This is a genomic window from Mesorhizobium sp. MC2-1-1, assembly GCF_057597255.1.
This window is the reverse complement of sequence record NZ_CP195205.1, coordinates 4,328,185-4,350,653: the sequence shown is the minus strand read 5'-3', so window position 1 is coordinate 4,350,653 and position 22,469 is coordinate 4,328,185. Positions and strand designations below refer to the sequence as shown.

The 22,469-nt window shown below is 64.1% G+C and carries 24 protein-coding genes; 15 read left to right on the top strand and 9 right to left on the bottom strand.

Annotated elements, in window-relative coordinates; all coding sequences use genetic code 11:
- The first annotated feature begins 233 nt into the window (after nt 1–233).
- The 4 genes from ccmA (at nt 234) to ACR64R_RS21510 (ending at nt 2,673) form a co-directional block, all read left to right on the top strand.
- Nucleotides 234–839, top strand: coding sequence for a heme ABC exporter ATP-binding protein CcmA (gene ccmA, locus ACR64R_RS21525; RefSeq protein WP_487358283.1), 606 nt, complete (start codon nt 234–236; stop codon nt 837–839).
- Between the two features lie 211 nt (nt 840–1,050).
- Nucleotides 1,051–1,716, top strand: coding sequence for a heme exporter protein CcmB (ccmB, locus tag ACR64R_RS21520; protein ID WP_487358282.1), 666 nt, complete (start codon nt 1,051–1,053; stop codon nt 1,714–1,716).
- Between the two features lie 214 nt (nt 1,717–1,930).
- Nucleotides 1,931–2,098, top strand: a complete 168-nt coding sequence (ccmD, locus tag ACR64R_RS21515; protein WP_487358281.1) for a heme exporter protein CcmD — start codon at nt 1,931–1,933, stop codon at nt 2,096–2,098.
- The gene (locus ACR64R_RS21510; RefSeq protein ID WP_487358280.1) at nt 2,095–2,673 is read left to right on the top strand and encodes a DsbE family thiol:disulfide interchange protein; all 579 of its coding nucleotides are present in this window, start codon (nt 2,095–2,097) and stop codon (nt 2,671–2,673) included. Before ccmD ends, ACR64R_RS21510 begins: the two co-directional genes overlap by 4 nt.
- 159 nt (nt 2,674–2,832) lie before the next feature.
- Here the strand turns inward: ACR64R_RS21510 and ACR64R_RS21505 are convergent, their stop codons facing one another.
- Nucleotides 2,833–2,997, bottom strand: a complete 165-nt coding sequence (locus ACR64R_RS21505) for a hypothetical protein (protein ID WP_487358279.1) — start codon at nt 2,995–2,997, stop codon at nt 2,833–2,835.
- Between the two features lie 290 nt (nt 2,998–3,287).
- On the opposite strand from ACR64R_RS21505, the gene ACR64R_RS21500 reads away from it, so the two are divergent.
- Entirely contained in the window at nt 3,288–4,208 is a 921-nt protein-coding gene (locus ACR64R_RS21500) for an SMP-30/gluconolactonase/LRE family protein (protein ID WP_487358278.1), read from the top strand.
- Between the two features lie 159 nt (nt 4,209–4,367).
- Complete coding sequence (locus ACR64R_RS21495) at nt 4,368–4,574, top strand: tautomerase family protein (RefSeq protein WP_487358277.1); 207 nt, start codon at nt 4,368–4,370, stop codon at nt 4,572–4,574.
- A gap of 37 nt (nt 4,575–4,611) precedes the next feature.
- On the opposite strand, the gene ACR64R_RS21490 is transcribed toward ACR64R_RS21495, so the two are convergent.
- The 8 genes from ACR64R_RS21490 to ACR64R_RS21455 form a co-directional block, all read right to left on the bottom strand.
- Complete coding sequence (locus tag ACR64R_RS21490; protein WP_487358276.1) at nt 4,612–5,145, bottom strand: NADPH-dependent FMN reductase; 534 nt, start codon at nt 5,143–5,145, stop codon at nt 4,612–4,614.
- 38 nt (nt 5,146–5,183) lie between these two features.
- Nucleotides 5,184–5,804 (bottom strand): pyridoxamine 5'-phosphate oxidase family protein, encoded by a 621-nt coding sequence (locus ACR64R_RS21485; protein WP_487358275.1) that lies wholly within the window; start codon nt 5,802–5,804, stop codon nt 5,184–5,186.
- 86 nt (nt 5,805–5,890) lie between these two features.
- On the bottom strand, nt 5,891–6,547 hold the full coding sequence (locus tag ACR64R_RS21480) for a septation protein A (protein WP_487358274.1): 657 nt from the start codon (nt 6,545–6,547) through the stop codon (nt 5,891–5,893).
- Nucleotides 6,548–6,610: 63 nt separating this feature from the next.
- Nucleotides 6,611–8,323, bottom strand: a complete 1,713-nt coding sequence (ftsY, locus tag ACR64R_RS21475) for a signal recognition particle-docking protein FtsY (RefSeq protein WP_487358273.1) — start codon at nt 8,321–8,323, stop codon at nt 6,611–6,613.
- 13 nt (nt 8,324–8,336) lie between these two features.
- Complete coding sequence (gene mtaB, locus ACR64R_RS21470) at nt 8,337–9,650, bottom strand: tRNA (N(6)-L-threonylcarbamoyladenosine(37)-C(2))-methylthiotransferase MtaB (RefSeq protein WP_487358272.1); 1,314 nt, start codon at nt 9,648–9,650, stop codon at nt 8,337–8,339.
- On the bottom strand, nt 9,650–10,534 hold the full coding sequence (gene dapF / locus ACR64R_RS21465) for a diaminopimelate epimerase (RefSeq protein WP_487358271.1): 885 nt from the start codon (nt 10,532–10,534) through the stop codon (nt 9,650–9,652). Before dapF ends, mtaB begins: the two co-directional genes overlap by 1 nt.
- 162 nt (nt 10,535–10,696) lie before the next feature.
- A complete protein-coding gene (locus tag ACR64R_RS21460; RefSeq protein ID WP_320298112.1) occupies nt 10,697–10,858 on the bottom strand; it encodes a DUF1328 domain-containing protein in 162 nt (53 codons plus the stop codon).
- Between the two features lie 61 nt (nt 10,859–10,919).
- A complete protein-coding gene (locus ACR64R_RS21455) occupies nt 10,920–11,927 on the bottom strand; it encodes an MBL fold metallo-hydrolase (RefSeq protein ID WP_487358270.1) in 1,008 nt (335 codons plus the stop codon).
- Between the two features lie 118 nt (nt 11,928–12,045).
- Here ACR64R_RS21455 and ACR64R_RS21450 point away from each other — a divergent pair, with 118 nt between their 5' ends.
- The 9 genes from ACR64R_RS21450 (at nt 12,046) to ACR64R_RS21410 (ending at nt 22,429) form a co-directional block, all read left to right on the top strand.
- The gene (locus tag ACR64R_RS21450; RefSeq protein WP_487358269.1) at nt 12,046–12,489 is read left to right on the top strand and encodes a VOC family protein; all 444 of its coding nucleotides are present in this window, start codon (nt 12,046–12,048) and stop codon (nt 12,487–12,489) included.
- A 196-nt stretch (nt 12,490–12,685) separates the two neighbouring features.
- The gene (locus tag ACR64R_RS21445) at nt 12,686–13,261 is read left to right on the top strand and encodes a protease inhibitor Inh/omp19 family protein (RefSeq protein WP_487358268.1); all 576 of its coding nucleotides are present in this window, start codon (nt 12,686–12,688) and stop codon (nt 13,259–13,261) included.
- Between the two features lie 560 nt (nt 13,262–13,821).
- Nucleotides 13,822–15,021: a cell division protein ZapE gene (zapE, locus tag ACR64R_RS21440; protein ID WP_487358267.1), complete on the top strand. Its 1,200-nt coding sequence runs from the start codon at nt 13,822–13,824 to the stop codon at nt 15,019–15,021.
- Between the two features lie 319 nt (nt 15,022–15,340).
- Nucleotides 15,341–16,309 (top strand): malate dehydrogenase, encoded by a 969-nt coding sequence (gene mdh, locus ACR64R_RS21435; protein WP_487358266.1) that lies wholly within the window; start codon nt 15,341–15,343, stop codon nt 16,307–16,309.
- Between the two features lie 20 nt (nt 16,310–16,329).
- Complete coding sequence (gene sucC / locus ACR64R_RS21430; RefSeq protein WP_487358265.1) at nt 16,330–17,523, top strand: ADP-forming succinate--CoA ligase subunit beta; 1,194 nt, start codon at nt 16,330–16,332, stop codon at nt 17,521–17,523.
- 4 nt (nt 17,524–17,527) lie between these two features.
- Nucleotides 17,528–17,899 (top strand): cupin domain-containing protein, encoded by a 372-nt coding sequence (locus ACR64R_RS21425; protein ID WP_487358264.1) that lies wholly within the window; start codon nt 17,528–17,530, stop codon nt 17,897–17,899.
- 3 nt (nt 17,900–17,902) lie between these two features.
- Complete coding sequence (locus tag ACR64R_RS21420) at nt 17,903–18,400, top strand: DUF1579 family protein (protein WP_487358263.1); 498 nt, start codon at nt 17,903–17,905, stop codon at nt 18,398–18,400.
- 12 nt (nt 18,401–18,412) lie between these two features.
- Nucleotides 18,413–19,315: a succinate--CoA ligase subunit alpha gene (gene sucD, locus ACR64R_RS21415; protein ID WP_487358262.1), complete on the top strand. Its 903-nt coding sequence runs from the start codon at nt 18,413–18,415 to the stop codon at nt 19,313–19,315.
- Nucleotides 19,316–19,441: 126 nt separating this feature from the next.
- On the top strand, nt 19,442–22,429 hold the full coding sequence (locus ACR64R_RS21410) for a 2-oxoglutarate dehydrogenase E1 component (protein ID WP_487358261.1): 2,988 nt from the start codon (nt 19,442–19,444) through the stop codon (nt 22,427–22,429).
- The last annotated feature ends 40 nt before the right edge of the window (nt 22,430–22,469 follow it).

Below are 22,469 nucleotides of genomic sequence, written 5' to 3'. Positions count from 1 at the left end.
TGCAATCACGCGCAAAGGTGCGGGTACGGCCATTTCCGCTGTCCGCTCCCAAGCAACCCGAGCCGTTCAAGGCGGCGCGTGCGCTGGTTCGGCGCTAATTCTGATCCCGCGCTGACCGCTGGCACGGATGAACCGCATATAGAGAATTTCCCGGAATAGTTCTAGACAGTCGAAAGACGAATTTGCGTGAGCCGGAAACGGCCGCTAAACGGTGCTTCCGGGACGGGCAAGGAATGCGGCTGATCGCCGAAAATCTGGGCGGCGAGCGGGGCGGCGAGCCGGTTTTTTCCAATATCGGCTTCGCGCTGGACGGTGGCGAAGCGCTTGTCGTCACGGGTCCGAACGGGTCGGGCAAATCGACGCTACTGAGGGTAATCGCCGGCCTGTTGCCGGCCTTCGAGGGGAAGGTCCGATTCGAAGGCGGCGAGGCTTTCCCGACGGTCGCCTCCGCTTCGCATTATCTAGGCCATGCCAATGCGATGAAGACGGCGCTCAGCGTCGAGGAGAATCTCGGCTTCTGGCGCGCGTTTCAGGACGAGGCCGGATTGAGCGTCGAAGAAGCGCTCGAAACGGTGGCGCTCGGCGGGCTCGGGCATCTGCCGTTCGGCTATCTCTCGACCGGGCAAAGGCGACGTGCTTCGATCGCCAAGCTCCTGGTCAGCCGCCGGCCGGTCTGGCTGCTCGACGAGCCGACGGCGGGGCTGGACAAGGCCTCGGAGGAACGATTCGCGGGATTGATGCGAGGGCATCTCGAGGATGGAGGGATCGTGGTGGCGGCGACGCATCTGCCGCTGGGGCTGGCGGGGGCGCGTGAGCTGCAAATGAGGGTAGGTCACTGATGTCGCTGCTCTACGGCGCCCCCCTCTGGCCTGCCGGACATCTCCCCCACAAGGGGGGAGATCAGCCGTCGCCGGTGATTTCGCCAGCCGCCAACGTCGGAAGATTCGGCGAGGCGTTGAAACAGCCGATCTCCACCCTTGTGGGGGAGATGTCCGGCAGGACGCAGGGGGGCGCGAAGCAACGCACACCTAACCAGGGGGCCGCTTCATAATGTGGGCCCTGTTCCTGCGCGATATCCGCCTCTCCATTCGCGCCGGCGGCGGCGCCTTGATCGGGATCATCTTCTTCCTCGCCGTCATCGTCACCATCCCGTTCGGCGTCGGACCGGACCTCAACCTCCTGTCGCGCATCGGCCCGGCGATTCTGTGGATCGCGGCCTTGCTCGCCTGCCTGCTCGGCCTCGACCGGCTGTTCCAGGCCGATCGCGAGGACGGCGCGCTCGACCTCCTGGTGCTCAACAGCGACCGTCACATGCTGGCGCTGACGGTACTGACCAAATGCCTGGCGCACTGGACCGGCAGCGTGCTGCCGCTGGTGGTCGCCGCTCCCTTGCTCGGTCTGTTCATGAATATGGAGCCGGTAGGCATCGGCGCCACGGCGCTCACCCTTCTCGTCGGCACGCCGGCCATCACCTTCATCGGAGCCGCGGGCGCCGCGGTCGCGGTGGCCCTGCCGCGCGGCGGGCTGCTGATCTCCGTTCTGGTGCTGCCGCTCACCATCCCGGTGCTGATCTTCGGCGTCTCGGCAAGCTATGGCGCCGTGGCCGATCCGGCCCCGTTCCTGCAGCCTTTCCTCATTCTTGCCGCGCTGACGCTGTTTCTTGCCGTGATCGGACCCGCGGCGGCGGCGCTGGCGTTACGGCATGGGACGGATTGATGCGACGAGGACATTCATTTCGCCGCGGCGCCGCGGCAAATTGCGGGAGAGCCGCGGCGGAGCTAGACCAATTCCAGGAAAAGCATGAGCGGTTTTTCCATTCGGAATTGCGTCAGGACAAGGAAATGGAGCTGATCGCCGGTTCTGTGAAGCGGCGAAACGCCTTGAGAGAAGACATGATTGGAACGATCGGCACGGGGCAGGAGCGGCTGACATGAGCGTGCATGCCCTGTTCGTCACCGCCGCCTACGCCATCACGGCCTTCGTGCTCGCGGGGCTGATAGGGTGGATCCTGCTCGACCAGCGGGCACGCAAGCGCGAGCTCGCGGCGCTGGAAGCGGCCGGGGTGCGGCGACGCTCCGACAAGGGGGGCAAGTCATGAGCCTCGAAACCGAAGCTCCGGCACCGCGCCGCCGCCTGTTCGTGCTTCTGCCGTTGCTGGTGTTCCTGGGACTGGCCGGGCTGTTCCTATCGCAGCTGCTCTCGGGCCGCGACACCTCGGAAATCCCCTCGGCGCTGATCGGCCTGCCGGCGCCACAGACCAGCTTGCCCCCGCTGGAAGGCGTGAAACTGCCGGGGCTCGATTCCAAAAGCTTCGCCGGCAAGGTAACGCTCGTCAACGTGTTCGCGTCCTGGTGCGCGCCATGCCGGGAAGAGCATCCGGTGCTGCTCGGCCTGTCTCAGGACAAGCGCTTCACGCTCGCGGCACTGAACTACAAGGATCAGCCGGAAAATGCCCGCCGCTTCCTTGGCGATCTAGGCAATCCGTATCAAGCCATCGGCGTCGACCCGGCCGGACGCGCGGCGATCGACTGGGGCGTCTATGGCGTGCCGGAGACCTTCGTCATCGGCAAGGACGGCAAGATCGCCTACAAGCATGTCGGGCCGCTGACGCCGGAGTCGGTGAGGACGTTGCTCTTGCCGCAGGTCGAGAAAGCGTTGGCGGCGCCGGGCTGAGGTGCCTTCTCATCCGGCCGCACCACGGCCACCTTCTCGAGGGGGAGAGCGTCAGCGCAAAGCTGCTCTTCCCCCTTGGGGGAGGCCGGATCGCCCAGAGTTGCTCTTCGCAATTCGGCTGGCTATCCGTGTGAGGGAAATCCCCTCGACCGGAATGGCTCAGCCGTAGATCTGCTTGTGGACCTGGTAGAGCATCTCGGAACGGTCGGCGCGCAGATCGGCGAGGTCGCGGTTGGACAGGTTCTCGATTTCGGCGACGAGGCGGTTGTAGTTGCGGCGCTTGACGAGGCTGGCGCGGGCTCGGGCGACAAAATTGTCGAACATGACAGGGCTCCTTTTCTGCCGCATTCAAGCGGCCGGTTGTTCCTCCCTGACGATTGTGAGGATGACATAGGAATGGTGCGTTGCAAAAGAAAGATGTTGCAATGCACCATTGCAAGCAGCGCATAGCCGGTTAATCGCGGGCTAACAGGCCATGCACCCCGCGCGACACGCCAAGCCGGCCCGTTTCACGCGGTCTCATCCATTTTGTCGTACAAATTACCGGCTTGCCGTCTTGCCAGAACGATTGCGGGCTGGCTTGATCCGCTGTCACGTGATGCCGGGAGGGATGCATGGCGGCCGCAGACTACTATGAAGTTCTCGATCCGCGTTTCGCGCGGCTGTTCAACGGCAACGCGCAAGTCGAAAAGCTGTTCACCGGATGCCGCTGGGCGGAAGGGCCGGCGTGGTTCGCCGCCGGCCGTTACGTCGTCTGGTCCGACATCCCCAACAACCGCATGCTGCGGTATGACGATACCGACGGCAGCGTCAGCGTGTTCCGCCAGCCGTCGGGCAATTCCAACGGCAACACGGTCGACCGGCAGGGCAGGCTGGTGACCTGCGAGCATTCGGGTCGCCGCGTCAGCCGCACCGAGTTCGACGGCTCTGTCACCACCATCGCCAGCAAATGGAAAGGCAAGCGGCTGAATTCGCCCAACGACGTGGTGGTGCGCTCCGACGGCTCGATCTGGTTCACCGATCCGAGCTACGGCATCGACACCGATTATGAGGGCGACAAGGCCGAAAGCGAGATCGGCGCCTGCAACGTCTACCGCGTCGATCCGGATACGGGCGATGTCGAGGCCGTGATCACCGACATGGTGCGGCCGAACGGACTCGCCTTCTCGCTGGACGAAAGCCTGCTCTATGTCGTCGACACGGGCCGCACCCATGGCGAGAACAACCCGGCGCATATGCGGGTCTTCACAGTCGGCAAGCACGGCAAGAAGGTTTCGGGCGGCAAGGTCTTCGCCGACTGCACCGCCGGCCTGTTCGACGGCTTCAGGCTCGATGCGGACGGGCGCATCTGGACAAGTGCTGCCGACGGTATCCATTGCTACGATCCGGACGGCACATTGATCGGCAAGGTCAAGGTGCCCGAGGTGACCGCCAACTGCGTGTTCGGCGGCAACAAGCTCAACTGTCTCTACATCGCTGGCACCACCTCGCTCTACATGGTGCGGCTGATGGTGAACGGGGCAAAGACATATTGAGGCTGCTGCAGGCTCTTCTGTGGCCCCTGCTGGCCTTTCTGCGCATCTCCGCAGCGCCCGCCGCGCTGCGGTTTGCGCGACCACCGCCATCAGGGCCGCCGGACCGGATTGCCAAGCCGTCGCCTGACGTGAACCGGCGGAACTCAAGGGGAGGACATCATGCCATTCGTCAACATCCGCATCGTCAAGGAAGTGATCGCCGCCGATCCGGCCGGCAAGAAGGCTGACATCGCCAAGAAGGTGACCGAGGCCATCATGGACGCCACCGGGCTTACCAATAACGATGTCTGGGTGGTGTTCGAGGAGGTCAACGCCCGCGACTGGTATGTCGGCAAGACCGATGTCGAGACGCTGCGGAAGGGGTAGGTTCTTCCTTCTCCCACAAGAGGAAAGGGAAGGGCGCTCATTGTCCGCGGATGAACTCTACGAAACCTCGCACCGCTTCCCGCATCATCTGGCGGTTCGCACCCTCTGCCAGGATCGCCTCCATCTCGGCCGGCTTCTTGCCCAGCAGCGCGATCTCCAGCGCCCGCTCCTCGTATAGCGCGAACGACATCGTCCGCATGATCTCGGCCAGTGCCGCGCGGGCATAAAGCGAGCGGGGCGAGGCGTGGACCAGCATCGCCGGCTTGCCGACTGCGGCATCGCGCGAGACGAGCCAGTCCAGCGCGTTCTTCATGCCGCCGGGCACGCCATGCGCATATTCCGGGCAAGAGACGATGACGCCGTCGGCTTTGCTGACGGCGTGGATCAGCTTGGCGGCTTCGGGCGGCGTGCGCTCGCCCTCGTCGTCGGGGTTGAAGATCGGCAGCCGGCCGAGGCCGTCATAGACGTGTATGCGGCAGCCGGCGGGCGGGGTGGCGGCCAAGGCGGCAACCAGGGCCGCGTTGGTCGAGGCGGCGCGCAGGCTGCCAGATATTGCGATGATCTCGATCAAGGGAGAGAGCCGGACGAAATGCTGAGTCGTCTATGAGCCTACCACATGGTCTGGCGGTAATCGTCGTCCAGCTCGCGGTCGATCTCGCCGGCGCTTTCGCTAAGGGCCAGCTGGTCGCGGATGATCTGGCCGAGCGTCGGCAGTGTCGTGCGGTCGTACCAGGTCTCCGGCTTCCACAGGGCGGAGCGCATGAAGGCCTTGGCGCAATGCATATAGGCGGCCTTGACCGTCACCACGATGATGCTCTGCGGCTCCTTGCCGTCGACGGCCAGCCGTTCGCGCAGGGCGGGGTCGACGGTGATGCGGGCATCGCCATTGACGCGCAGCGTCTCGTTCATGCCTGGGATCAGGAAGAGCAACCCAACCGACGGGTTGCGGATGATGTTCTCCAGCGTGTCCAGCCGGTTGTTGCCGGGACGATCCGGAATGGCGATGGTGGAATTGTCGAGGATGGCGGTGAAGCCGGGCTTGTCGCCCTTCGGCGTCACGTCGGCATTGCCGGCGCCGTCGGAGGAACCGATCAGCACGAAGGGGCTCTTGCCGATGAAGGAGCGGCAGTGGCCGTCGAGGCCTTTGAGTTCCTTGCGGATCGAGCCGTCGGTCGGCCGGGGCGTCTTGTAGATCGTCCTCAGCTCGTCATGCGTGGTGAGGAATTCCATACCGCCCCCCGTTATTCTGGCGCAATTCCGGACGGACGTTACGGGGTCGCCGAGCCCGACCGCGTCACACCTTTCCTGAAATTGCTTTAGTTGCCGGCCTTCTCTTCCTTGGGCTTCTCCTCGAGCGAGTGGCGCATGATCAGCGGCATCTGGCTGAAGGTGAAGAGAAGCGTGATCGGGATCGTGCCCCAGACCTTGAAATAAAGCCAGGTCGCCTCGGAAAAGTTGCGCCACATGATCTCGTTGAGCACGGCCAGGAACAGGAAGAACAGGCCCCATCGGAAAGTCAGCTTGCGCCAGCCTTCAGCATCCAGCTGGAAGGCGGAATCGAAGACGTAGCCGAGCAGCGACCGGCCGAAGGCGAGCCCGCCGAGCAGCGTGACGCCGAACAGCGAATTGATGATCGTCGGCTTCATGAAGGCGAAGGTCTTGTCCTGCAGGTAAAGCGCCAGCGCGCCGAAGACGAAGACGACGATCGCCGAGACAAGCGGCATCAGCGGCAGGCTGCGCGTCAGCGCCCAGGAAGCACTCAGCGACAGCGCTGTCGCCACCATGAAGAACGCGGTAGCGATCAGGATCGGCTCGCCGAGATGGGTGAGCACCGGAAATTTCTCGGCCAGCCACTCGCCGCGGATCGTGGTGAAGAAGAACACCAGGCCCGGACCCAGCTCGAGCAGGAACTTCAAGCCGGGATTCATCGGCTTGCGGCGTGGATCGGACGGGTCGCGTTCGAGGATGTTCATGAAAGTCCTTCTTGCGCATGATCTGGCCGAAAAGCGGGCGGCCTTCGAAGATCACGTCGTTGTTCAGGCCACGCCGGCGATCGCTCTCGCGAATTCGCTGGCAGAAAACGGTTCGAGGTCGTCGACCTGCTCACCGACGCCGATAAAATAGACCGGCAGCCGGTGCTTGGCGGCGATCGCCACCAGAATACCTCCGCGCGCCGTGCCGTCCAGCTTGGTCATGACCAGCCCATTGACGCCGGCGACGTTGCGGAAGATCTCGACCTGGTTCAGCGCATTCTGCCCGGTGGTGGCGTCGACCGTCTGCAGCACCGTGTGCGGCGCTTCGGGATCGAGCTTGCCCAGCACGCGCACGATCTTCTCCAGTTCGGCCATCAGCTCGGTCTTGTTCTGCAGGCGGCCGGCGGTGTCGATGATCAGCACGTCGGAGCCGGCCTCCCTGGCTCTCTCGAAAGCGTCATAGGCGAGGCCCGCCGCATCGGCGCCGAGCTTGGTGGCAATGACGGGGGATTTGGTTCGCTCGCCCCAGATCTTGAGCTGTTCGATCGCCGCGGCGCGGAATGTGTCGCCTGCGGCGAGCATCACCTTGAGCCCGCCATCGGTGAGCTTGGCGGCCAGCTTGCCGATGGTCGTGGTCTTGCCGGTGCCGTTGACGCCAACGACCAGGATGACATGCGGCTTGTGGCTGAGATCGAGCTCGAGCGGTTTTGCCACCGGCGTCAGCACCTTCTCGACCTCCGCCGCCATCACGGCGCGGACCTCAGATTCCGACACGTCGCGGCCATAGCGGCTGGAAGCGAGCGAATCGGTGACGCGCAGCGCCGTCTCCACGCCAAGATCGGCGCGGATCAGCACGTCCTCCAGGTCTTGCAGCGTGTCCTCGTCCAGCTTCCGCTTGGTGAAGACGCCGGCAATGTTGCCGGTAAGCTCCCGCGAGGAGCGGGCGAGCCCTTCGCGCATGCGCTGGAACCAGGAACGCCGCGGCGCAGGCTCCGGCGCCCTTACGGGTTCCGCCTTCTGCTCGACCTTCTTCGAGACCGTCACCTTGCCGGCGGCGGGCGTGGCCTTTGGCGATGGCACGGCCTCCGGTTCGGGTGCGATCTCGGCAAGGATCGGCTGCGGCTCGATGGGCGCGGGCTGTCGAATGGGAGGCGCGATTTCCGCGCCGGCTTCGGCAGATGGTTCTGCAGGCGGCGCTTCCGTCGGCGGGACCTCGACCGGCGCCGGTGTCTCGACCGGCTCAGGCGGCATCGGCACTTCGACCGGTGCCGGCTCAGGCTGCGGTCCCGGACGCAAAGGCTCGATGTCCGGCTGTGTCGGCGCCGGAGCAGGCACTTCCAGCGGGGCGGGTTCAGGTGCCGGTGTCGGCGCCGGTAAAGGCTCAGGTCGCGCGGGCGGCACTTCCTCTGGCCCCGGCTCCGGCTTTTCGGGGGCCGGTTGCGGCTCCTCTTCGGGCGCAGGCTCGGGCAGCGGTTCCGGCTCGGCGGGAATGACCGGTTCCGGCGTGGGCGGCACGTTCGGAGCCGGCTCGTGCATCGGCTCTTCAGGCGGCGGGGCTGGGCCAATCTCGGCTGCGGGCTCGCCCGCCGGCGCGGCCTCCGCCACAGATTGCTGTTCGTCGCGCGCCAAAACCTCTGGGGCAGCCTGCTCTGCCTCCGGCTTCAGCGCTTCAAGCGCGTCCCATTTGATCGGCGGGAGCGGGGCCGTCTCGTCGACGCGCTCCTCGACGACCTCTCTTTTGCCGAATGAAAATATCTTCTTGAAGAAACCAGCCATGCGTCTCGCAGTCTCAGGCGGCTTGCGCGGCAAAGGGCGCCGCAATCAGTCGGGTGCCGTCATGGCCGGTGATCACGGCGTCGACGATCTCGCCGGGCGCGCCGCTGTCGATCGCGGCCAGGGTAAAGCCCTCGGTGCGGCCGAGCCCCTCCCGTTCGATCAGGATCGACTGCCGAGTGCCGGCGAGCGACGATAAATGACGGCGATAGGCTGCGTCGCCTGCGGCGCGCAGCCTCGCGGCGCGCGCCTTCACCACCTCGCGGCGTACCTGCGGCATTCGCGCGGCGGGCGTTCCTTCGCGCGGGCTGAACGGGAAGACGTGGAGATGCGTCAGCCCGCATTCCTCGACGATCTTTTCGGAATTCTCGAACATCGCCTCGGTCTCGGTCGGGAATCCGGCGATGATGTCTGCGCCGAAGACGATGCCGGGACGCAACTTGCGCACGTCCTCGCAGAAGCGGACCGACTGGTCGCGCAGATGGCGGCGCTTCATGCGCTTCAGGATCATGTCGTCGCCGGACTGCAGCGACAGATGCAGATGCGGCATCAGCCTGGGCTCGGTGGCGATGGCGTCGAGCAGGTCGTCGTCTGCCTCGATGGAATCGATCGAGGACAGTCTCAGCCGCTTCACGTCCGGCGCTTGGCGCAGAATGGTCTTCACCAGCTTTCCAAGCTTCGGGCTGCCCGGCAGGTCCGCGCCGAAGCTCGTCATGTCGACGCCGGAGAGCACGATCTCGGCATAGCCGTTGCCGGCCAGCCGCTTGACCTGCTCGACCACGGCGCCCATCGGCACCGAGCGCGAGTTGCCGCGGCCATAGGGGATGATGCAGAAGGTGCAGCGATGGTCGCAGCCATTCTGCACCTGAACGAAGGCGCGCGCCCGGCCCTCGATGGCGTCGACCATGTGGCCCGCCGTCTCGCGCACCGAGAAGATGTCGTTGACGCGCGCCTTCTCGGTGTCGTTGACGCCGAAATCGGACAGCGCGCGGTAGGAGTTTGCCCTGAGCTTCTCCTCATTGCCGAGCACGAGGTCGACCTCGTCCATGGCGGCAAAATTCCGCGGCCCGGTCTGCGCCGCGCAGCCGGTGACGATGATGCGCGCTTCAGGGTTCTCGCGGCGCGCCTTGCGGATCGCCTGCTTGGCCTGGCGCACCGCTTCGGCCGTGACGGCGCAGGTGTTGAAGATGACGGCGCCGCCCTGGAGCGCGCCGAGCCCCGCGCTCTCGGCCTCGCGGCGTATTACTTCCGATTCATAGGTGTTGAGGCGGCAGCCGAAGGTGACGACGTCGATACCTTTGGTCATCGCGCCTTTTTCAAGGGCGGACATCAGGCGGCGCTTTCGGTGTCGCGGACCCAGGCTCCGGTAGAGGGGTCGAAGCTGCCGGAAAATTCCCATTCGGCCGGGCCGGTCAGGATGACATGGTCGTCTTCGCGCCACTCGACATTGAGCTCGCCGCCGCCCGGCGTCAGCAGCGAGACGCTGCGGCCGGTGCGCCTGGTGCGGGCCGCCGCCACCACCGCGGCGCAGGCGGCCGAGCCGCAAGCCTTGGTGAGGCCGGCGCCGCGCTCCCAGGTGCGGATGATCATCGTCCGCGGCGACGTCACCTGGGCGATGGTGATGTTGGCGCGTTCAGGGAAGATCGGATGGTTCTCGAGCAACGGGCCGAAGCGGTCGAGGTCGTAGGACCAGACGTCGTTGTCGACCCAGAAGATCGCGTGCGGATTGCCCATCGACACGACGGAAGGCGAATGCAGCACCGGCGCGTCGATCGGGCCGATCTGCAATTCGATCATGCGGGTATCGCGGAATTCTTCCGCCAGCGGGATCTCCTGCCAACCGAAGCGCGGCTTGCCCATGTCGACCGAGATCAGGCCGTCGGCATGCTCCTGCGCATTGAGGATGCCGGCCCGCGTCTCGAAGGTGAAGCTCTTCTGGCCGGTCTCGGCGGCCAAAGCCTGCACGACGCAGCGCGTGCCGTTGCCGCAGGCCTGCGCGCTGGTGCCATCGGAGTTCAGGATGTCGATGTAATAGGCGGTGCCCGGCGTCCTTGAATCATGGATCGCCATGATCTGGTCGAACTTGGTCGCCACGTCGCCGTTGAGCGCGATCGCCGCTGCCGACGTCACTTTGTCGGCGCGACCGCGCATATCGGCAACGATGATCTCGTTGCCGATGCCATTCATCTTGGCGAAGGGGGCGTTGCCTGCCATTGAACCGGTCGTTCCGTGCCTGTTTGGCGCTATATGGCGGAAACGGGCGGGAATTACCAGTCCGGCGCGGTCGGAGGCAATGGAGGCTCCGCGGGGGTCGACTGCCAAGCGCTGGCGCCAGATACCGTGAGGAGTTCGCTGGCGACGACCTAGCGGTCGCGCTTAAGTTACCGCGAAGACGCCGAGCACGATCAGCAGGAAGATGATCAGAACGATGCCGATGAGGACGCGCGCGCCGGTGGCGGCCGCGCCGGCCAGCGCTGGCATGCCGAGAAGGCTTGCCGCCGCGGCAACGATGAGAAGAATTATGATCCACTTGATCATGGTAAGGCTCCGAGCGAATTGCGTTGTGAAACAACGCGCTTGGCCGGCCCGGGTTCCGTCCCTATAGAGCCGGTATATCCCAGATCTCCCCTGGACGCATGGCGCGGAAACGTTGTGGCGGCAGGCCTTGCTCCTTGAGCGCCTCTGCAAGTCTTTGCGCCGGTTCGCCGACCGGCTCGTCGGTAAGTTGGAACGTGCCCCAATGGCAGCCGGCGGCGAAGGCGGCGTTGCTGAGTTTCATGCCCTGCACCGCTTCCTCGGGGTTCTGATGCTGCGGCGCCATGAACCAGCGCGGCTCATAGGCACCGATCGGCAGGATGGCGAGGCGGAAGCCGCCATGTTTTTCCGCCATCAGCCGGTAATTGATGCCGCCATGGAAACCGGTGTCGCCGGCGAAATAGATATTGCCGCCCACTGTTTCGACGACGAAGCCCGCCCACAGCGCCATGCGGCGGTCGCGCCCGCCGCGCGCAGACCAGTGATGGACCGGCTCGACATGAATGGCGGCCTCGCCGAGATCGATCCTGTCGCCCCAATCATGCACGCTGAGCCGCATGCCGGGCACCGCGCGGTTGATGACGGCATCGTTGCCGAGCGGCGTGATGACCCGCGCATCGTGGCTTTGCTTCAGCCGCTTCAGCGTGGCGAGGTCGAGATGGTCGTAGTGATTGTGGCTGACCAGGACCAGGTCGATCGGCGGCAGATCGGCAAAGGCAATGCCCGGCGCATTGACCCTTCTCGGGCCGGCAAAGGCGAAGGGCGAGGCGCGCTCGGACCAGACGGGATCCGTCAGGATGTTCAATCCGGCGGTTTGGATAAGCAATGAGGCGTGGCCGACCATTGTAAGCCTGAGGGCGCCGCCATCCACCCGACCGGCCGGTTTCGCTTGCGGATGGGGGCTCGGAACGGCGGCGGGCCATTTCGCCCGCCCGCCGCCGAATTGCCATTTGAGGAGATCGGTGAAGCGACCGGGCGGCTTGCCGCCGGGATTGAAGAACACGGCGCCGTCGAAATGGTCGCTGGGCGGGCCGCTGTAGTAGCGGTTGGCGGTTCTCGTTCTCGCGGCCATTCTCTCTCCCGCCGGCTCGGTCTTTCCTGAGATAAGGCCGCGCGTGCCTGGCGCAAGCATTTTGCCGGCCAATGCCTATGGGCGAAATCGGGTTCCTCTACGATCGGGAGCAAGGGGGATGATCATGGTCATGAAGCGAACCAAGGCACCGTGGATGAAGGCCGAGGATTTCGGCCGTTCGCTGCCTCGCGGACTGGGCGTCAATCTTCTGGTCACCGACATGGCGGCGATGGAGGCATTCTGCCGCGACGTGCTCGGCGCCCGGATCATCCATGCCGACGAGGATTTCGCGGCGATCGAGCTTTTGGGCTCGATCTTCATGCTGCATGCCGACCATTCCTATCTCGACAATTCGATGACCGGGGTCATCTCGGGTGCCGAAACACGCGGGGCCGGCATAGAGCTGCGCCTTTACGGCGCCGACCCGGATGTGGTCGAGAAAAAGGCGGCGGCGCTCGGCCACATCGTGCTGGCCGGCTCGATCGACAAGCCGCACGGCCTGCGCGAATGCTATATCGTCGGTCCGGACGGCTATGTGTTCGTGCCCAGCGCCCGGATTTAAAACAGAAATTCCAACGGCTTGCATGGCTCCGTCGAGTGCCGACCCGGCGCCGTCCGCTTGCTGCGATAAATTTGCAACATCCGGCTCGAAAACCCTATTTTAACCATATCGGGTTGAAATTCTGCCACCTTCGCCATCTTGGTGGAGCGAAGATTACGCGGATGGCTCCCCCCGGCCGGATCCGACGGAGGTTTTGATGAGTTTTTCGATGACCCGCCCCTTTTTGCGGCTCCCCCTCTTTTCGCGGACCGGCCTTGTGGCCGTATCGCTGGCCGCGCTGGTGGCCAGCGGCTGCTCGACCTCGCGCTTTTCGTCGATGGACGATCAGCAGCCGGCGCCGCTGACGCCCGCGCCGTCCGGCACCGTCACGCAGAACCAGCTGCCGCCGCCGGCCGCTCCCGGCACAACAGATCCGTCGCAGTTCCCGACCGCGCCGAAAAACACGCAGGTCGCCTCGCTGCCGCCGGACGGCACCGCGCCTGCCGGCGCGGCCGATCTCACCGCGGCCAGCGTCGCGGGCGTGTGGAACGTCAATGTCTCCGGCCAGAGCTGCAAGGTGGCGACGCCGCAGACCAAGTTCGGCGCCGGCTACCGCGCCGGCCCGCTGCACTGCCCGGCTCCGATGGACGGCATCAAGTCGTGGAATGTCGCCGGCAAGCAGTTGACGCTCTACGACGAAAATGGCGGCACGCTGGCCAAGCTCTATTCGTCCGGCGGCGAAAAGTTCGACGGCCAGACTTCCAGCGGGCAGCCGATCTCGCTTACAAGGTAAAGCGGACGCTTCTCAATTGTTTACGCAATTCTGGACGCAGAGCCGCTACTCCCGGAATTGTTCGAGAGATGCGTCACCAGCGCATGCATGACAACGACCGCGGAGGGACTGACTATCCGGAAGGTTGGCTCGTAAAATTTGGCTTTGGTCCGAAACCTTGGGATCGGTGGAGAAAATGAATCAACTTACGGAGAGCGCCTATCAGGTATTCAATCCCCTCCTGCAGTATATTGGAGAGCAACAGAAGAATAGCACGGATGAAGAGCGGTGGCAGCAACTCCTCGATCGTATTTCAGAGTTGATATCTAAATACCCTGCTGATAAGGGGTACGAAAGCGTCGGACAGAGACCTATCGAAATACCAGAAGCCTATATTTGCGAAATTTTTGAGATATATGTAAAGTGCGCTAAAGAACTCCGTAGTAGCTCTATTGCTACCGATTATATATCAATGGCGCCGCTAAATGATATTTATGACGTCATAAGCTCTATCCGATAGAATCCGATGCCGGTCCATTGTCAAATAGTTCCAACGCGACTCCGCATCGTCGGCCTCCGCTATGCATTTGCGTGATGGCCTCCATACCCATGTGACCGTCAGGCAGCGCTACGATCATCTCGTCCAGAGCGGCGCGGTCGAGCGCGACCCGGCGCAGGAGCGCATCGTTGCGGCGCTAGACCGGCTGATCGACCAGATCTCCGCCAAAAGGCTGGCGCATAAATCGAGCGCGCTGGGCTGGCTGTTCGCGGCCAAGCGGCAGCCGCGCGAGCCGGTCAAGGGCCTCTACATCCATGGCGGCGTCGGTCGCGGCAAGACCATGCTGATGGACATGTTCTTCGAGCTGTTGCCGGTCCGGCGCAAGCGCCGGGTGCATTTCAACGACTTCATGGCCGATGTGCAGGACCGCATCCAGAAGCACCGGCAGGCGCGCAAGGAAGGCTCGGTCAAGGAAGACGACCCGATCCCGCCGGTGGCGCGAGCGCTTGCCGACGAAGCCTGGGTGCTGTGCTTCGACGAGTTCTCCGTCACCGACATCGCCGACGCGATGATCCTGTCGCGGCTGTTCTCGGCGCTGTTCGCCAACGGCGTGGTGCTGGTCGCCACCTCCAACGTGGCGCCGGAGAACCTTTATCGCGACGGGCTAAACCGCCAGCTTTTCCTGCCGTTCATCTCGCTGCTCGAGCGCAACGCCGCGGTGATGACGCTCGATACCGAGAAGGACTACCGGCAGGAGAAGCTCGACCGCCAGCCGGTCTATGTCACGCCGGACGATGCCGCGGCCGACCGGGCGCTGGACGACGCCTGGACGGCGATGACGCATGGCCGGCCCACGAGCGAGGTGACGCTGACGCTGAAAGGCCGCCAGCTCGTCGTGCCGCGCGCGGCCGGCGACGCGGCGCGCTTCTCCTTTGCCGACCTCTGCGAAAAGCCGCTCGGCGCGCGCGATTATCTGGCCATCGCCGGCCGTTTCTCGACGATCTTCATCGACCATGTGCCGGTGCTGGGCGAAGGCAAGCGCAACGAGGCCAAGCGTTTCATACTCCTCGTCGATACGCTCTACGACCACCGCATGCGGTTGGTGATGAGCGCCGCGGCGCCTCCGCAAGGGCTCTACACGGCCAGGCGCGGAACGGAAGTGTTCGAATTCGAGCGCACCGCCTCGCGCCTGGTCGAAATGCAGAGCCGCGAATGGCTGGATGGCTGGGCGGAGCGGCGGCAGGACGGGGCGGCGCGCGAAGCACGGCAGGCGCAGGCGTGATCTCGGTTCGTAGCGTTCCTTCGCGCCGTCCCGACGATGTCGGACGGCGGGCCGTTGGTTCACAAGGGCGTCATCGCCGGGATGAAGCCTTCTGATTTCCACGTTCATTGTGTAACTTCCCGTCAGTCGGCTCAGGAACTTTGACGTTTACGTAAATCCCAATACATCTAACCGATTGAAAACATTAGGTAGAAAATAATCGGTTGAATTTCAGCGTGGTCGGCGCTATTGGCTGCGGCGAAATCTCGCGGCTTCCCGCAGCCTTCGGCCTCCCCGGCCCCGTCACGTTATCGTCACAGACAAGGGAAAACATCCTCACATGGCACGCAACAAGATAGCGCTCATCGGCTCGGGCATGATCGGCGGCACGCTCGCCCATATGGTCGGCCTCAAGGATCTCGGCGACGTGGTGCTGTTCGACATCGCCGAGGGCATTCCGCAGGGCAAGGGCCTCGACATCGCGCAGTCATCGCCGGTCGACGGCTTCGATTCCCGGCTCACCGGTGTCAACGATTATGCCGGCATCGAGGGCGCGGATGTCTGCATCGTCACCGCCGGCGTGCCGCGCAAGCCGGGCATGAGCCGCGACGACCTGCTCGGCATCAACCTCAAGGTCATGGAACAGGTCGGCGCGGGCCTGAAGAAGTATGCGCCGAAGGCCTTCGTCATCTGCATCACCAACCCGCTCGACGCCATGGTCTGGGCGCTGCAGAAATTCTCGGGCCTGCCGACCAGCCACGTCGTCGGCATGGCCGGCGTGCTCGACAGCGCCCGCTTCCGCTATTTCCTGGCCGAGGAGTTCAAGGTCTCGGTCGAGGACGTCACCGCTTTCGTGCTCGGCGGCCACGGCGACAGCATGGTGCCGATGATCCGCTATTCGACCGTCGCCGGCATCCCGCTGCCCGACCTCGTCAAGATGGGCTGGACCTCGAAGGAGAAGCTCGACCAGATCGTGCAGCGCACCCGCGACGGCGGCGCCGAGATCGTCGGCCTCCTGAAGACCGGCTCGGCCTATTACGCGCCGGCGGCCTCGGCGATCGCCATGGCCGAATCCTACCTCAAGGACAAGAAGCGCGTGCTGCCCTGCGCGGCGCATCTGTCGGGCCAGTATGGCGTCAAGGGAACCTATGTCGGCGTTCCGGTGGTGATCGGTGCCGGCGGCGTCGAGCGCGTCATCGAGATCGACCTGTCGAAGACCGAGCAGAAGATGTTCGACAATTCGGTGGCGGCCGTGCAGGGCCTGACCGAGGCCTGCACCAAGATCGCCCCGCACCTTGCCGGCAAGTAACCCTCCCGGAGACCAAGCGCATGAACATCCATGAGTATCAGGCCAAGGCGCTGTTGAAGACGTTCGGCGCGCCGGTCGCAAGCGGCGTTCCGGTGTTCAAGGCAAGCGAGGCGGAGGCCGCCGCAAAGGCGCTGCCGGGCCCGCTCTATGTCGTGAAGAGCCAGATCCACGCTGGCGGCCGCGGCAAGGGCAAGTTCAAGGAGCTCGGCCCCGACGCCAAGGGCGGCGTGCGGCTGGCGAAGTCGGTGGCCGAAGTGGTCGCCAACGCCAACGAGATGCTCGGCCACACGCTGGTCACCAAGCAGACGGGGCCTGCCGGCAAGCAGGTCAATCGCCTCTATATCGAGGACGGCGCCGATATCGCCCGCGAGCTCTATCTGTCGATCCTGGTCGACCGTTCGGTCGGGCGCATCGCCTTCGTCGTCTCGACCGAGGGCGGCATGGACATCGAGACGGTCGCGCATGACACGCCGGAAAAGATCGTCACCGTCGCCATCGACCCGGAAAAGGGCGTGAGCGCCGACGACGTGAAGAAGCTCAACGCCGCGCTGAAGCTCGACGGCGATGCCGCCAAGGATGGCGGCACGCTGTTCCCGATACTCTACAAGGCCTTCGTCGACAAGGATATGAGCCTGCTCGAGGTCAACCCGCTGATCGTCATGAAGAACGGGCACCTGCGCGTGCTCGACGCGAAAGTGTCGTTCGACAACAACGCGCTGTTCCGCCACCCCGACGTGATGGAACTACGCGACACCACCGAAGAGGACGAGAAGGAGATCGAGGCGTCGAAATACGACCTCGCCTATGTTGCGCTCGACGGTAATATCGGCTGCATGGTCAACGGCGCCGGCCTCGCCATGGCGACGATGGACATCATCAAGCTCTATGGTGCTGAGCCGGCTAACTTCCTCGACGTCGGCGGCGGCGCCTCCAAGGAAAAAGTCACGGCGGCGTTCAAGATCATCACCAAGGATCCGGCGGTCGAAGGCATCCTAATCAATATCTTCGGTGGCATCATGAAATGCGACGTCATCGCCGAGGGCGTGATCGCCGCGGTCAAGGAAGTGGGCTTGAAGGTGCCACTGGTCGTGCGTCTGGAAGGCACCAATGCCGAGCTCGGCAAGAAGATCATCAACGACAGCGGCTTGAACGTCGTCTCGGCCGACGACCTCGACGACGCGGCCAAGAAGATCGTCAAGGCGGTAAAGGGCTGAGCGGATGCCTCCGCGCAAGATAAACCTTGTCGAAGCGGCGGATCAAAAGATCGCCAAGGTCTTCGACCCGCATATCGCCGGCGATGTCAACGAGAGCCAGGCCAAGGTCGCAAAGTTCGGCGAGGTGTTCGATTGGCATGCACATGACAATGAGGACGAAGCCTTCCTGGTGCTGCGCGGCAGGATCGCCATCGATTTCCGCGACGGGCCGGTCGAGCTCGGCGAGGGCGATTTCATCGTTGTGCCCCGCGGCGTCGAGCACCGGCCGCGCTCGCTGACCACAGAACCTTTCGTGTTGATGTTCGAGCCGGCGACGACGCTCAATACCGGCAATGCCAAGAGCGACCTCACCGTCACCGATCTCAAGCGGCTGTGAGCCATGAACGCGTCGCCCTTCTCCTCCCTCTCGGACGGTCACCAACGCCTGCAGGCGCTGGTCGGCGCGTGGCGCGGCGAGGAAGAGGTCGCGGCGACGCAGTGGACCGATGCCGGCACCGCGACTTCGGAAGTGTTGGCGGAAGCCCAGTTCGGAGGCTTGTTCGTGGTGCAGCGCTATCGCCAGCGCCGCGACGGTACGGTTTCGTTCGGTTCGCACAATGTGTTCGGCTTCGACCAGCAGAACAAAGTCGTCACCATGCATCAGTTCGACTCAATGGGGTTCGTGCCGATGTCGCCGGGTACGGGCAGGTGGGACGGTGACGAACTGGTCCTGGAACGATCGTCGCCGCGCGGGGCCGCCCGCGTGACATATGGCTTTGACAACTCCGATACCTACCGAATGAAACTGCATTTCAAGCCCGTCGGCAGCGACGCCTGGCAAGACATGGTGAGCGGCCGCTACCGGCGCGTTTCGCCTTCCACGATCAACGTTTTTTAGAAAAGGGCCGCGATGTCCATTCTCGTCGACAAGAATACCAAGGTGCTGGTTCAGGGTCTGACCGGCAAGACCGGCACGTTCCATACCGAGCAGGCGCTGGCTTATCACGGCACCAAGATGGTGGGCGGCATCCATCCCAAGAAGGGCGGCGAGACCTGGACCGGTTCCAAAGGCGAAACCCTGCCGATCTTCGCCACCGTGGCCGAGGGCAAGGAAAAAACGGGTGCCAACGCCTCCGTCATCTATGTGCCGCCGGCGGGCGCGGGCGAAGCGATCATCGAGGCGATCGAGGCCGAGATCCCGCTGATCGTCTGCATCACCGAAGGCATTCCCGTGATGGACATGGTCAAGGTCAAGGCGCGGCTCGACCGCTCGACCTCGCGGCTGATCGGACCGAACTGCCCGGGCGTGCTGACGCCCGACGAATGCAAGATCGGCATCATGCCCGGCAACATCTTCCGCAAGGGCTCGGTCGGCGTTGTTTCCCGCTCGGGAACACTTACCTATGAGGCAGTCTTCCAGACCACCAATGTCGGCCTTGGCCAGACCACGGCGGTTGGCATCGGCGGCGATCCGGTCAAGGGCACCGAGTTCATCGATGTGCTGGAGATGTTCCTCGCCGACGACGAGACCAAGTCGATCATCATGATCGGCGAGATCGGCGGCTCGGCCGAGGAAGACGCGGCGCAATTCCTCAAGGACGAGGCCAAGCGCGGCCGCAAGAAACCGATGGCGGGCTTCATCGCCGGGCGCACGGCGCCGGCAGGCCGCACCATGGGCCATGCGGGCGCGGTGATCTCGGGCGGCAAGGGCGGCGCGGAAGACAAGATCGCGGCGATGGAATCGGCCGGGATCAAGGTTTCGCCGTCGCCGGCGCGGCTCGGCACGACGCTGGTCGAGGCGATCAAGGGTTAAGGTAGTAGGGAGTAAGGGAATAGGAGAGTAGGGAAAGTCAGCGGCAAAAAAGCCCTACTCCCCTACTGCCTTATTCCCCTACTCCCCTCCAACTAAGGAGACGGAGCCAGGCTCCGCAGACGAAAAATGGCAAGACAAGATCAGGCCAACGACCAATTCTCGCTCACTTCATTCCTCTATGGCGGCAATGCCGACTATATCGACGCGCTGTACGCGGCCTATGAGGACGATCCGGCCTCGGTCGATCCCGAGTGGCAGGATTTCTTCGCGGCGCTGAAGGACGACGCGGGCGATGTGCGCAAGAACGCCAAGGGCGCCTCCTGGGCGAAGCCTTCCTGGCCGATGACGGCCAATGGCGAGCTGGTTTCCGCCCTCGACGGCAATTGGGGCCTGGTCGAGAAGCACATCGAAAAGAAGGTGAAGGAAAAGGCGATCGTCAATGGCGCTGCGCTTTCCAACGCCGACGTGCATCAGGCGACGCGCGACTCCGTCCGCGCCATCATGATGATCCGCGCCTATCGCATGCGCGGCCATCTGCATGCCAATCTCGATCCGCTCGGCATCGCCAAGCCGCTTGAGGACTATAACGAGCTGTCGCCGGCTAATTACGGCTTTACCGAAGCCGATTACGACCGGCCGATCTTCCTCGACAATGTGCTCGGCCTCGAATTCGGCACCATCCGGCAGATGCTGGACATCCTGACCCGCACCTATTGCTCGACGCTCGGCGTCGAGTTCATGCACATTTCCGACCCGGAAGAGAAGGCCTGGATACAGGAGCGCATCGAGGGCGCCGACAAGGAGATCACCTTCACCGCGACCGGCAAGAAGGCGATCCTGTCCAAGCTGATCGAGGCCGAGGGCTTCGAGCAGTATATCGACGTCAAGTATAAGGGCACCAAGCGCTTCGGCCTCGACGGCGGCGAATCGCTGATCCCAGCGCTGGAGCAGATCATCAAGCGCGGCGGCCAGCTCGGCCTCAAGGAGATCGTGCTCGGAATGGCACATCGCGGCCGCCTGAACGTGCTCAGCCAGGTCATGGCCAAGCCGCACCGCGCCATCTTCCACGAATTCAAGGGCGGCTCTGCCGCGCCCGACGAGGTCGAGGGCTCGGGCGACGTGAAGTACCATCTCGGCGCCTCGTCGGACCGCGAGTTCGACGGCAACAAGGTGCACCTGTCGCTGACCGCCAACCCCTCGCATCTGGAGATCGTCGACCCTGTCGTGATGGGCAAGGCGCGCGCCAAGCAGGACCAGCTCGCCGGCCGCGAGCGTGGCGAGACCGTGCCGCTGTCGGAGCGTGCCAAGGTGATGCCGCTGTTGCTGCATGGCGACGCCGCCTTCGCCGGCCAGGGCGTGATCGCCGAGATCCTCGGCCTGTCCGGCCTGCGGGGCCATCGCGTCGCCGGCACGCTGCACGTCATCATCAACAACCAGATCGGCTTCACCACCAATCCGCGTTTCTCGCGCTCCTCGCCCTATCCGTCGGATGTGGCCAAGATGATCGAGGCGCCGATCTTCCACGTCAATGGCGACGACCCGGAAGCCGTGGTGCATGCCGCCAAGGTGGCGACCGAGTTTCGCATGAAGTTCCACAAGCCGGTGGTCGTGGACATGTTCTGCTATCGCCGCTTCGGCCACAATGAGGGCGACGAGCCGTCTTTCACCCAGCCGATCATGTACCGTAACATCCGCAGCCACAAGACGGTGGTGCAGGTCTATGCCGACCGGCTGATCGCCGAAGGCCATGTCACCCAGGCCGAGGTCGACAAGATGCGGTCCGACTGGCGCGCGCATCTGGAGGCCGAATGGGAAGTCGGCCAGCATTACAAGCCGAACAAGGCGGACTGGCTGGACGGCGCGTGGTCCGGCCTGCGCACCGCCGACAACCAGGACGAACAGCGGCGCGGCAAGACGGCCGTGCCGGTGCGCACGCTGAAGGAGATCGGCAAGAAGCTGACCGAAGTGCCGAAGGATTTCGAGGCGCACAAGACCGTCCTGCGCTTCCTCGAGAACCGCCGCCAGGCGATCGAGTCCGGCGAAGGCATCGACTGGTCGACGGCCGAGGCACTGGCCTTCGGCGCCATTCTGCTCGACGGCAATCCGATCCGCCTTTCCGGCCAGGATTCGGAACGCGGCACCTTCTCGCAGCGCCATTCGGTGCTCTACGACCAGCGCGACGAGACCCGCTACATCCCGCTTAACAATCTGTCGGCGGCGCAGGCGGGTTACGAAGTCATCAACTCGATGCTGTCGGAAGAGGCGGTGCTGGGCTTCGAATATGGCTACAGCCTGGCCGAACCCAAGGCCCTGACGCTCTGGGAGGCGCAGTTCGGCGACTTCGCCAACGGCGCGCAGGTGGTGTTCGACCAGTTCATCTCGTCGGGCGAGCGCAAGTGGCTCCGTATGTCGGGCCTCGTCTGCCTATTGCCGCACGGCTATGAAGGCCAGGGGCCGGAGCATTCGTCGGCACGGCTGGAGCGTTTCCTGCAGCTCTGCGCCGAAGACAACATGCAGGTGGCCAACGTCACCACGCCGGCCAACTATTTCCATATCCTGCGCCGGCAGTTGAAGCGCGACTTCCGCAAGCCGCTGATCCTGATGACGCCGAAGTCGCTGCTGCGCCACAAGCGGGCGGTGTCGACGTTGCCGGAGATCTCGGGCGAAAGCTCGTTCCACCGCCTGCTTTGGGACGATGCGCAATTGCTGCCGAACCAGCCGATCAAGCTGGTGAAGGATTCCAAGATCCGCCGCGTCGTGCTGTGCTCGGGCAAGGTCTATTACGACCTCTACGAGGAACGCGAGAAGCGCGGCATCAACGACATCTACCTGCTGCGCGTCGAACAGCTCTATCCGTTCCCGGCCAAGGCTCTCATCACCGAGCTGTCGCGTTTCCGCAACGCCGAGATGGTGTGGTGCCAGGAGGAGCCAAAGAACATGGGCGCCTGGTCGTTCATCGATCCCTATCTCGAATGGGTGTTGGCGCATATCGACGCCAAGTACCAGCGGGTGCGCTACACCGGTCGGCCGGCCTCGGCCTCGCCGGCGACGGGGTTGATGTCGAAGCATCTCAGCCAGCTCGCGGCGTTGCTCGACGATGCTCTCGGCGAATAGGCGCTGGGTGAACAAGCAGACCTGACGAAACAGACCTCAA